The following is an 11,603-nucleotide window of genomic DNA, read 5'->3' on the forward strand; positions in this document are numbered from 1 at the left end:
TAGAACGCGTTTTGGAAGGATGAGGAAGAGCATGAAGGTTCTGACGGCAAGACAGGCATGGGACATGCTTGAAAAAGAACCCGAAAATCAGGCTCCGGAAGCGCCCGTTCCCATTCTCGTGGATGTCCGGACCCGGCCGGAATGGGTACATGTGGGGCTGCCGGACGCGTCGGCAATGACGGCGCCGCTCCTGTGCCTGACCTGGCAGCCGGACCGGCAGCGGGAGTTCGTGGAGGCTCTGGTCGAGGCCGTTCCCGACCAGCAGACTCCGCTGCTGTTCCTGTGCCGGTCGGGGATGCGGTCACATCATGCTGCACTTCTGGCGGAAAATGCCGGTTATGCGGATGTCAGCAATATTGTGGACGGATTCGAGGACCAGCATGGTCCGGACAAGGGCTGGCGTGCCAGCGGCCTGCCGTCCACTCACATGCCGCTGTCGGGTTCCTGATCCGCGTCGTAATGGACTTCCAGCACGGCGCACCAGGGATAGCGGCTGTCATAGCTGTGGCCTGAACCATCGGCGATCATGCCGTTGGCGTCCGTGGGAACATGGGTGAGGGCCACGGCATCATCCACGTTACCGCCGACGATGCTCAGCTCATGCCCGAAGGGCTGGGCGTTCTGGTTCGTCGCGGAGACGATGCCGCAATGGGCCGGAAAGCCGTAGCTGGTGGGCAGCATGGAGAAGGTGACGGTCTTGCTGCGGCCGCGGCCGACGCAGATCAAGTCGCCGATCTTCGGAGCATAGGTGCCCGGATCATGCGCCGTGACGCCGCTGGACTGTCCGCTGGCGGCGGCGTTGATGTAGGTCGAGTGATTGGGCGAGTACGGGAAGCGGTTATTGGCTCCGGCGACCCGCATCACATAGGAAATGAAAGCTGCGGACCAGGCGTAATGGCCGTCATGCTCGATCTCGAAACGGGTGCCCTGGGAGTCCGTCTTGCCCGTCCAGCCGACTTCCGTTTCATAAGGGTCCTGCCCGATCCACCAGTACTCGCCAACGCGCTGCCACAGGCCGGGAAGGCGTTCGGGCTTCAATGCGGCGTCGGTGGGTTCGGGGCGGTCTTCGGGATCATCGTCCGAGACGGGTGAGCCGAACATCCGCCATTCGCGCAGGGCGATGGCGGCGACGTCCTGACGGTTGAACGGTTCGAAATTGCGGGTGGCGAAATCCGGGACGTGGCTGTCATAGCCAACCGGACCAGTGGTTCCGTTCGCATACTGGGCGTTCGGCGTGCGGGCCGGGTACGGGCGGACACTCTGCTGGCTGGAACATGCAGCCAGTGCGAGCAGGGCGGCCGTAGCAGCTGCTCGCCTGAAAATATGCGAATCTGGCACTGTTATCCTCGTTGGGGGATCTGTTTCCCAAGCTGAATGAAGGGCCAAGACGACCGGGGCGTCAAGAAGCGCCCTGATCCGGAAAGAGACCCGCAAGACCCGCCTCGCTCGCATCGCAGCGGCCACGTTCGGTGATAAGGCCCGTCACGAGGCGTGCGGGAGTTACGTCAAAGGCCGGGTTTGCCGCCGGGCTGTTGAGTGGTGCGATCCGGACGCGGCCGGCTTCCCCGTTGCTGTCCAGCCCCGTCATGAACAGGACTTCGTCCGCGCTGCGCTCCTCGATCGGGATGTCCTTCACGCCATCGCGGACGCGCCAGTCGATCGTCGAGGAGGGCAGGGCCACCCAGAACGGAACATTGTTGTCATGGGCGGCCAGCGCCTTGAGATACGTGCCGATCTTGTTGGCCACGTCGCCCTGTGCGGTGACACGGTCCGTACCCACGACGACCATGTCCACGCGTCCGGCCTGCATATAATGGCCGCCCGCATTGTCGGCGATGACGGTATGCGGCACGCCATGGCTGCCAAGCTCCCGTGCGGTCAGGAGGCTGCCCTGGTTGCGCGGGCGGGTCTCGTCCACCCAGATATGCACGGGGATGCCCTCGTCATGCGCCATGTAGATCGGGGCGAGGGCGGTGCCCCAGTCCACGGTCGCGATCCAGCCGGCATTGCAGTGCGTCAGCAGGTTCACCTGTCCCTGTTTGCCTTTGCGCTCCCAGATTTCGCGGATCAGCTCCAGCCCGTGACGGCCGATGGCCTCGTTGGTCTGTACGTCCTCGTCACAGATCGCATCGGCTTCAGCGTAACCTGCGGCGACGCGTTCATCTGTGGGAACGGTCTTGAGGCGTGCGACCATGCGCTCGATGGCCCAGCGGAGGTTGATCGCAGTCGGACGAGTGGCGATCAGGAAGGCGGCTGCCTTGTCCAGTGCTTCGTCGGAGGCATCGTCCTGCAACGCGAAAACCAGACCATAGGCCGCAACGGCTCCGATCAGCGGCGCTCCACGAACCTGCATGGTGGTGATGGCTTCAGCGACGGCATCTGCGTCCCGGAGTTCCAGGATCTCCACGTTCCAGGGAAAGCGGGTCTGGTCGAAAATCCGGATGCTGCGATTGTCATCGGACGGGCGCCAGAGGCTGCGATAGGGAATGCCGTTGATTTTCAAGGGAACGCTCCTTGGGATGCCGGAAAGGAGAGGGAGCGGCAACAGGGCCGGGAAAGGGCCGGCGCACGCTGAACCGGGGCCCTGCATGTGCGCGATCTGTGGGCCTGACTCAAGACCCTGTGCGTGAAACTTTTACACACAGGGTCCGAGGAAGCAGTCAGCGCAGAACGTTTTCAAGGATAACCTTTGCCCCGTCGGTCCAGGGCACAGGTTTGAAATTGGTTCGGACCTTCTGCGTCCATGCAGCCAGACCTTCAGGATCTTCAATGGTGCCGCGGATCAGGGTGTAGGCTTCCTTGAGGTTTCGGGGGTTGAAGTAACGCCCCAGCGCGCCACCGGCCTCGGGAATGGATGTCGTGTTTGAAGCAATGCAGGGGCGGCCCATCGCCAGCCCTTCGGTGACAGGCAGACCCCAGCCTTCAAAGAAAGATGGAAAGACGGTGAAGCTGCAATCGGCATAAAGGCGTCGCAGTTCGGCGTCAGACGGGTTCTGGATGAAGCGGATTTTTCCATCCAGCCAGCGGGTGTTCTCGAGCTGCTGCATGAGGTCAGAAACAAGCCAGCCCGGACGGCCGGCAAAGACGAGGAGCGGAACCTTCTCGGCAGGCATGTCCTCGAGCATCTGACGCCAGATGCGGAAGAGGAGCATATGATTTTTGCGGGCCTCGATGGTGGAGACGAACAGGACATAAGGCTCATTCACCAGAGGTTCGGGAGCCATGGTTGTGTCGGTCAGTCCGAACTCCGTGCCCATGGGGACATGCTGGACGGTGATATCCGTGCCGATGCCTTCCTCGGCCAGATAGGACTGGACGTCCTGCGCCGTGGCCCTGCTGTTGGCGAAGATCATGTCTGCCAGCGGCAGGACGGCATGATGCCAGGCCCGGAAGGTCGTGATGATGCCGAGATCGCACCATTCCGGACAGCGGATGGGAACAAGATCGTGCATCAGAAGCGCAAAGGACATGCGCAGTTCGTCCCGCATCCACCGGACGCTCTGCGCATAGTTTTCATGATGCCAGGGAGAGCCGAGCGTCAGGAAGACATCACCGGGCTGAGCGATGTCAGCCAGTGCTGTTCCTTCGACATACTGTGCGGATGTTGACTGCTGACGGCGCTTTCTGATGATCGCACGGCTTTCACTGACGGCCAGTCGTGCGAGACCGGCCCACAGATTGGCCAGGCCGCCCAGAACCTGTCCTTCCATGTGCAGGAATGTGGAGAACATTTTTCGGGGCGTTTCGTGCTCGGTCTGCTGCATGGCGGAGAACAGGGACATGGCAGGTTTTTTTGTCCCTGCATTTTTGTCCTTCATGATCTGCCGCAGGAGCGTGTCGATAACCGTCCAGTCAACAGTCTGAAAATCGCGTGGATCTTTTTTGTCGAACCCGCGGCGGACAAACTGCACGTTGTCTCCATGCAGTGCGCGCAGGGCTGCGCTGAGTTCGAACATCACCCGCTGGATGCCGCTGGGCATACCGTGGTGAATGAGGTGAAAGAGCAGGTCGTCGACGTCGATCCAGAGGGTCATGACGTCCTCCCGGCCACGTGCGCCGCATGGCAGGCATCAAGAATGGCGTCAGCAGTATCTTCCCAAGGGGTAGGTTTGAACTGTGTCTGAACCTCTTCCTGCCATTTCTTCAGGCCTTCACGATCCTCAATTGTCTCGCGGACGACGCGATAGGCCTCATCAATGTTTTCGGGATCGAAGTAGCGCGACAGCGGGCCGCCGGCTTCCGGAACGGAAGTCGCATTCGAGGCGACGCATGGACGTCCGTTCACGAGGCTTTCCGTTACTGGCAGGCCCCAGCCTTCGAACAGTGAGGGGAAGAGCGTAAACATGCAGCCATCATAAAGATGCGCCAGTTCATGGTCCGACGGATCTCTGAGGAGACGGATCTTGCCGCGCAGCCATTCGGTGTTTTCAAGCTGCTGCATGAGATCGGAAACGAGCCAGCCGACCCGTCCTGCGAAAACGAGCGTCGGAACCTGTTCGGGAGGCAGATCGGCAACGAGACGGCGCCAGATCCGAAATGCCAGAATATGGTTCTTGCGCGCCTCGATCGTGGAGACAAACAGGACATAGGTCTCCGGTGCGGGCAGACCCTTCGGGCGTTCCCCTTCGACCTTGCGGGGAGGGCCGAAGCCGCTACCGATTGGAACGGTCTGTACGGGAGCCAGCAGCTTGAGGCGATGCTTGCGGGTATAGTGCTCGATGGTCTTGGCCGTAGCATGGCTGATGGCCAGCAGGCGGCCGCACTGGGGCAGTGTCGTATCCAGCCAGTGCTTGAAGTCCCGGATCAGGGACAGCGCGCACCATTCCGGCCGGATCGCCGGAATGAGATCGGACAGAAGCAGGACAGGCTGGATCCCGTAGGCCTTGCGCATGCCGGCCAGTCTTTCGCCGAAACCGGGCTCCGACCATGCGGCACCGAGGATCAGGAAGATATCGCCAGGCTTCGGAACACCATTCAGGGAAGTGGCCTGGGAACGGACAGGGACAGCAGTCTGAGCCGGTGGTGCCGCGGAGTGACGTGTACGGCGGAACTGCTTTGCCGCAAAACTGCGTAGCAGGCGCAGGGCCCGCAGCTGATTGACCGCCATGATCAGAAGCGGGCGGGCCAGTTCGGGTGGCAGGCTCTCGATACGCCTGATAACCGTATGGCGCAGCCGTCGTACCAGTGCACGTGGTGTCGGGCGCGACCGGGGTACCGGGCGGCTGTCATGCACGACTTTTTCATCTGCGCTGGCCTCAAAGAGAGATTCGAGGTCATCGAAGGAAACGGGAGAGAAAAGCTGTGTCTCGTCCTGTCCACGCCGGATCAGGGTAATGTTGCCAATCCCTGGTTTTGTGGCCGCCTGCTTACGGATAACGTGCAGTATTTCGTAGACAAGCCGCTGGATGCCGCTGGGCCGCGAGTTGTTTTCAAAATACTGGAAGATGTCTTCTACGTCGATCCAGATGGTATAATCTGTGTTCATATGTCCGGACTAGCTTTGTGGCGACCGAGGGCAAGGCCGGTCTGTCAAACAATAGTGGTTCAAAGTGTAGGTAAGCCCTGACGGATGAGCAAGGGGAGGGCCAAGGCTCCGACCTTGTGGATGACAACGGTTTGCAAAGCACTGATAACGGAGATTACCGGTATGCGCAGGGTTACGGTCTGTCAGTGTGTTATTCTGCTTGAACGTCCTGTGGCCTCGGCATTGCCTGTTTCGCTCATGTCCTGTGCGGGCAGACCATTTCTTGCATGGCTCCTGAGAGAGCTGCAGCGCTTCGGCGTGAAGGAATTCGTTTTTCTCACTGAAGCCCATTCGTCGGAGATTGTGGCGGCAATCGAAGGCCTTCTGGTTTTTCTCCCCAAACCGGCAGGTATGCTGATCTCATATACGCCTTGTGGCTATGGTACAGGCGGTGCACTGCTTCATGCCCGGCAGCATCTGCAAGAGCGTTTTCTTTTCTGTCATGCCAACGTTCTGTTTTCCTGCAATCTGTCTCATTTTCTGCGTTCCGCTGGGCAGGGGCACTGGCTTTTGCTGAGCACAGTCAGGCAGGCGGATGTCGATGTGACTGCGGCAGATAAGGTGTCTCTTAATTCCGAGAATGGAAAAGATCGGGAGATAGCACCAGGCATGACGGGGGTTTGTCTTTTCGAGGCGTCAATTCTCGAAACCCTCACAAAAAACTGCAGCCTACAGGATGATGTGCTGCCCGGCCTTGCACGGCATGGTGATCTGAATGGAGTGAGACTGGCTGGAACATGTCATCAGGTCAGCGACTTACATGACCTTGAGAAGGTCGGACGACAGTTGCCGAGGATCCTGCATCGCCCGGCAGTTTTTCTTGACCGTGACGGGGTTATCAACCGGGATTTCGGATGGGTCGGAACGCGCGAGCGGTTCGAGTGGGAGCCAGGAGCTCTGGATGCCATCGCACGTATTACCGAGGCGGGATATCACGTCTTTATCGTAACCAATCAGTCTGGCATCGCCCGTGGGTTTTACTCCGAGGAAGATCTCCAGCAGCTCATGGTCTGGGTCATTGACACCATTCGCCAACACGGGGGAACCGTGGATGACTGGCGCTACTGCCCAATGCATCCTGAAGCACGGGTCGAAGAATATTGTGGAGCCAGTGAGGATCGCAAGCCGGCACCTGGCATGATTGTTGATCTGCTGAACCGGTGGGAGCTTGATCCGGATCGCTGTGTTCTGTTTGGCGATCAACCGTCTGACATGCAGGCTGCGAGAGCTGCAGGAATTGAAGGTATGCCTGTGGGTGTGCGCAGTCTGTCAGATTTGATTGTTGGGAAAGATATTCTCGAAATAGAGGCTTTCTCAGAATAAATTTTCAATATTGGATTCTATATTATCATTTGGCATCATGATTTTTTGAATTCATTTCATTAAAATTTTAAAATACTAAATTAAGCTTCACTCAATACGACATAGAGTCTATGTAAAATTGTTCTGATGTGATTTAAGATCTGTAGCTAGGTGTTTAGTCCCGGGGTTTGATGGTGTGGTATTTCCACGTGAGTGGAAGGAAGCATTATGGGACAGATACGTCGTGGCAACGCCACGACCACGCACGCCGTGCGAGCAGCAATACAGCGATCGCAGGCTTCGCTCGCAGCGCTGAGCGAGGAGTTCGGGATCAACCCGAAAACAGTTGCAAAATGGCGCAAGCGCCAGACTGTCGAAGATCAGAAAACTGGCCCTAAAGAGCCTCGCTCAACGAGCCTGACAGAAACCGAAGAAGCAATGGCAGTCGCTTTTCGCCGGCATACTTTACTGCCGCTGGATGACTGCCTTTATGCCCTGCAGGCCAGCATTCCTCATCTGACACGTTCGGCCCTGCATCGCTGCTTTCAGCGTCACGAGATCTCACGGTTGCCGGACATCGAGGGAGACAAGCCCAAACGCCAGCGCTTCAAACGCTATCCCATCGGCTTTTTTCACATCGATATTGCCGAAGTCCAGACTGCTGAGGGCAAGCTGCACCTCTTCGTTGCTATCGACCGGACAAGCAAATTCGCTGTCACACAACTCGTCGGGAAAGCCGATCGGAAGACAGCCTGGGAATTCCTCGAACATCTCCTGAGCATCATCCCTTACCGGATCCACACCATCCTGACCGACAATGGGATCCAGTTCGCTGACCAACCCCGTAATCGCAATACGGCCTGGTCGCGTCCCGTGCGCTTCGACATGATCTGCGAAGCCCACGGGATCGAACATCGTCTGACGAAACCCAATCATCCCTGGACGAACGGTCAGGTTGAGTGGATGAACCGGACAATCAAGGAAGCAACCGTCAAACGCTTCCATTACGACAGTCATAAGCAGTTGAGGACACACCTCAACGACTTCATGGCAGCCTATAATTTCGGGCGAAGGTTCAAGACCCTCAGTGGCCTCACACCTTACGAATATGTCTGCAAAATATGGACTTCAGAGCCAGAAAGATTCATCATCAATCCAACCCATCAAACCCTGGGACTAAACACCTAGATATGATCTGTAAGCGTTGAGCATGAGTGAGTATTTGTGCACTTATGGCGCCTATGACTGCCTGAAATTAATAAACAAGACAATTCATCTGGTTTTTATCGTCGAAATCGTCCAACGGAGCAAAGGAGATTAAAAGGGTGCCGCGATGCTGGATGGTCAAGAGGACTCTTGGATGGAGGAGCCCCATAGCAGCGGTTCGTGAGTGATTACGAACGCCGCGTCGATGTGGCACAGGTCATGATCTTCGTCGCCATGGGGCTAACCTCATGTACAGAAATATTTGCTCCCAGTCTTCCAAGCGTTATTTGAGTATTAATTAGCATAATGAAAAAAAATTACAATATTTATCAAAATTGTATTAAATATCCTATAATTTTCTAATTTTTGTCCATAAATTTTCAGCCAGGCACTTCAATCCTTTAGAATATTCAGGATAAGTATCAGTGTTATTTTTATCATTTCCTAGTCTGGGTAGGTTTTCCAACAAATATAGAAAATAATTTTCGTTGGATTTATAATCTATTAATGAAAATTCCTCCCAGCCCATTTTGTTCTTTCGATCGCATGATAGTATTCGTCTGCTTTTGGAGTCTTTTATAGACATATACAGATCACTATCTATATCTCTAAATGAATATTTGTTATTCGATAAGTCTTTGATGGCGCTGAAGAATTTACCTCCATATATAAAGCTTTTATTATTTTCGTGACAAAAAAATGCTATATCACCATATAAAAAAACTATAATTTTTTCTTTGCCTTCAATATTAAATTCGATTTCTTTCCCAGTTTCCGAAAAAAAAGCTATTTCTCCAAGAAAATTTTCCAAGAGAAATGGTCCATTTTTCTTGTTATCATAAAAATATTTGTTTTTATTCCTTTCGTAGCTTACTACATCTTCCATAATATTATTTTTATACGCAATTAGTGTGGCTTCTAATCTGTCTAAGGAAACTACCTTTGTACATACATAGAATTCAGGGTCGTTTTCTGTGTTGATATTTGGAGTATCTACATATATTATTTTAGAATTTGATGAACTATCAAATAGAGAAAACGATCTATTTATATTCTTTTCTAAAGAAAAACATAATCCCTCTGAATTTTTTGAAAATGCGCTATTGTGGAACGCTGAACTAAGAAAACCATATACACGGGCACGCCTAAAAATAGCTATCTGTTCATATACGGTCATTTCTTCAGGGTATAAAATTTCAATGCCATTTCTTATCATTATCTCTTCTATTTCAGATTCATTGACAATTTTTCTTGTCCCATGTCGTAATTTTTTTCTAGATAAGTAATATTCCCCATTAAATTTATAAGAAGGAATTAATTTTTCTACCTTTTCTCCAATACTATTAAAAAATAAAGAAAGTTTCTCGTGATAGTATGCTCTATCCATAATGAGGGAGTAGGGCACACATAAATTTTCTACTAAGGTTGTATATTTAAATATATGAATATCTTCTAATGATATATCCATAATACTTAAAAATTGTCGAAACCAATCAGTGGAAAAAATTTCAGATTCGGTGCAGTCGTTTATATTTATTCCTAATTTATATCCAAGTTTTTTATATTCACCGTAAGCCCACCATCTTGGTAAAACGTCCATTATGAAATGTCCATAATGGCCTACGATGCATCCACCCCAATAAATGTTTTTTGTTTTCGCTGGGCAAAAGTTAATATTCACATCTGATGCATAAGAAGGATTAACATGACCCAGATGTTTTTCTTTGCCATTTATAAGGGCAGCAGAAAGAATTGCATTTCCATATATATCAAAAACCCCGGATTGTGGGGAATGGTTTATTGTTGGAATAATTATTGCTGATCCATATTGTATTATTTCTGGATATTTGGATATTATATCTTCTGTTATGTTGTGAGAATTGCAATAACCAAGTAAATCTACATTAATATTTTTCTCTATCATCTTATCTTCCTTTACAATAAGGGCAATTACGTATTGGTTTTAAGTATCATTTTCGTTTTATGTTGTATATTTGATTCCTATCATGGAGTATCATTATAAATTCCTTCTGTAGTTTTAGCCCTAATCGAGATCAAAATGCCGTGCTGTCATTGTATCTCGCTTTATAAAGATAGTTAAGTTTTTACCTTTTCAATAAGCTAGATCACCTTGGCAAAAGACCTGATCCGGAGCCTTACGGCGGCGAGATTGAGAAAGTTCAAGAAAGACAGGGCGCCTTTGTCATAACGGGTGGGGATGCGGCGCATCTGCTTGAAGTGGTTAAGTATCTGTTCGTCATCGACCAGACCCAGATACCCTAGGCTCAGGACTCTTAGTCAGAACATGACGGTTGCGGCGAGGCAGATTGCCGAGAAGAATGAAGAAGACTGTTGGGCATCTGTCATAGCGTGTTGCGACCCGTCTCCAGTCCTTGAGTCTCCCGAACATGATCTCGATACGGTTGCGTCTTTTGTATTTCCGCTTGTCGTATTTTATGGGTTTCCCTCGGGATTTCCGGCCCGGAATACAGGATGTGATCCCTTTTTCCTCCAAGGCCTCCCTGAACCAGTCAGCATCATAGCCCCGGTCTGCCAGCATTCATTCGGCTGAGGGGAGACCCTTTAGAAGGGCAGCCGCACCGGTGTAATTACTGATCTGGCCTGCTGTCATGAAGAAGTCGAACGGACGTCCGCTCCGGTGGGTGACGACATGCAGCTTCGTATTCATCGCGCCTTCGGTGCGCCCGATCAGACGGCCTGGAGCCCCTTTTTTAACCGCAGGCTCGAAGCTGTGCGATGTTCCTTGAGAGAGGCCACATCAATCATGATCGTCTGAGGCTCTACCGTGCCGGTAGCCAGTCCATCCATCATGTGGATGAATATCCTCAGAGCACTCCAGCGCTTCCAGCGGTTGTAGAGCGTCTTGTGTGGACCGTATTTGCAGGGTGCATCACGCCAGCGCAGACCATTTTTTGTTCACGAAAATGATCCCACTCAACACACGACAATCATCAACGCGAGGTTTGCCATGGCTCTTCGGGATAAAAGGGCTGCAGATGATCCATCTGCTCGTCCGTCAGCCAGTGCAGCTCACTCATCTTCAGTCTCCTCAAGGAGCCTGAATCACATCCGACCGCCTATATCAATGGGGCCTGAGCCTAGCTAGACGAACCCAACATTTTGGGCTCAAGAGTAAGAAGGAACTCGATTATCACCCGTCCCTGATGCGTTGGATTGACATGTATCCGCAGGTCCTTGCAAAGACCAACGTTGAATTACGTTCGCCCCAACCTGTAAAGACCTTATGTCAACAGTACCTAATAGATCTTTTGCTAACGTAACCAAGAAATGCTCGACAGAGCAGATTTCAAAATTTGCAATTTGTATCAAAAGCGCTGATGGAAAGGCAATGGCATCTTATAGGAGACCAGTGGAATCTTAGTGTCATGTTTCCCCGTTGCATGAAAGGGGGGTTTTCATTTGATGAAGAGCATAAAGTGCCTTTTACGGCAGTTGAGAAATATCGTCGGCTGCGAGAGGTGCGGCGTGTTGTGAGGCGGGTGCGGCTTACACGGGAGCACAAGTCTGGACTCTGTTAGGGATAGGTGAT

8 protein-coding genes and 1 pseudogene are annotated in these 11,603 nt (G+C 52.7%); 3 read left to right on the top strand and 6 right to left on the bottom strand.

What is annotated here, in order from left to right:
• Window positions 1-31: 31 nt before the first annotated feature.
• Window positions 32-448 (top strand): rhodanese-like domain-containing protein, encoded by a 417-nt coding sequence (locus GRO01_RS01430; protein ID WP_083541170.1) that lies wholly within the window; start codon window positions 32-34, stop codon window positions 446-448.
• On the opposite strand, the gene GRO01_RS01435 is transcribed toward GRO01_RS01430, so the two are convergent.
• The 4 genes from GRO01_RS01435 to GRO01_RS01450 all read right to left on the bottom strand — a co-directional run bounded on the left by GRO01_RS01435 (window position 424) and on the right by GRO01_RS01450 (window position 5,485).
• On the bottom strand, window positions 424-1,344 hold the full coding sequence (locus GRO01_RS01435; protein ID WP_062506985.1) for a DUF2272 domain-containing protein: 921 nt from the start codon (window positions 1,342-1,344) through the stop codon (window positions 424-426). The two genes, GRO01_RS01430 and GRO01_RS01435, sit on opposite strands and share 25 nt — an antisense overlap.
• 55 nt (window positions 1,345-1,399) lie before the next feature.
• Entirely contained in the window at window positions 1,400-2,503 is a 1,104-nt protein-coding gene (gene mtnA, locus GRO01_RS01440; protein ID WP_062506966.1) for an S-methyl-5-thioribose-1-phosphate isomerase, read from the bottom strand.
• Window positions 2,504-2,660: 157 nt separating this feature from the next.
• Window positions 2,661-4,034, bottom strand: a complete 1,374-nt coding sequence (locus tag GRO01_RS01445) for a glycosyltransferase family 4 protein (RefSeq protein WP_062506965.1) — start codon at window positions 4,032-4,034, stop codon at window positions 2,661-2,663.
• Window positions 4,031-5,485 (bottom strand): glycosyltransferase family 4 protein, encoded by a 1,455-nt coding sequence (locus tag GRO01_RS01450; protein WP_062506964.1) that lies wholly within the window; start codon window positions 5,483-5,485, stop codon window positions 4,031-4,033. The genes GRO01_RS01445 and GRO01_RS01450 overlap by 4 nt, the downstream gene beginning before the upstream one ends.
• Before the next feature lie 162 nt (window positions 5,486-5,647).
• On the opposite strand from GRO01_RS01450, the gene GRO01_RS01455 reads away from it, so the two are divergent.
• Together GRO01_RS01455 and GRO01_RS01460 are read left to right on the top strand one after the other, a co-directional pair.
• Complete coding sequence (locus tag GRO01_RS01455; RefSeq protein WP_231490009.1) at window positions 5,648-6,847, top strand: HAD-IIIA family hydrolase; 1,200 nt, start codon at window positions 5,648-5,650, stop codon at window positions 6,845-6,847.
• A gap of 207 nt (window positions 6,848-7,054) precedes the next feature.
• Window positions 7,055-8,014, top strand: a complete 960-nt coding sequence (locus GRO01_RS01460; RefSeq protein ID WP_062506963.1) for an IS481 family transposase — start codon at window positions 7,055-7,057, stop codon at window positions 8,012-8,014.
• Between the two features lie 367 nt (window positions 8,015-8,381).
• Here GRO01_RS01460 and GRO01_RS01465 read toward each other — a convergent pair whose 3' ends face one another.
• Together GRO01_RS01465 and GRO01_RS01470 are read right to left on the bottom strand one after the other, a co-directional pair.
• Window positions 8,382-9,956: a glycosyltransferase family 61 protein gene (locus GRO01_RS01465; protein ID WP_083541168.1), complete on the bottom strand. Its 1,575-nt coding sequence runs from the start codon at window positions 9,954-9,956 to the stop codon at window positions 8,382-8,384.
• A gap of 374 nt (window positions 9,957-10,330) precedes the next feature.
• Window positions 10,331-11,091 (bottom strand): annotated as a pseudogene (locus GRO01_RS01470) (IS5 family transposase).
• Between the last annotated feature and the right edge of the window lie 512 nt (window positions 11,092-11,603).

The sequence above is a fragment of the Gluconobacter roseus NBRC 3990 genome, from assembly GCF_006538885.1.
Lineage (GTDB): Bacteria > Pseudomonadota > Alphaproteobacteria > Acetobacterales > Acetobacteraceae > Gluconobacter > Gluconobacter roseus.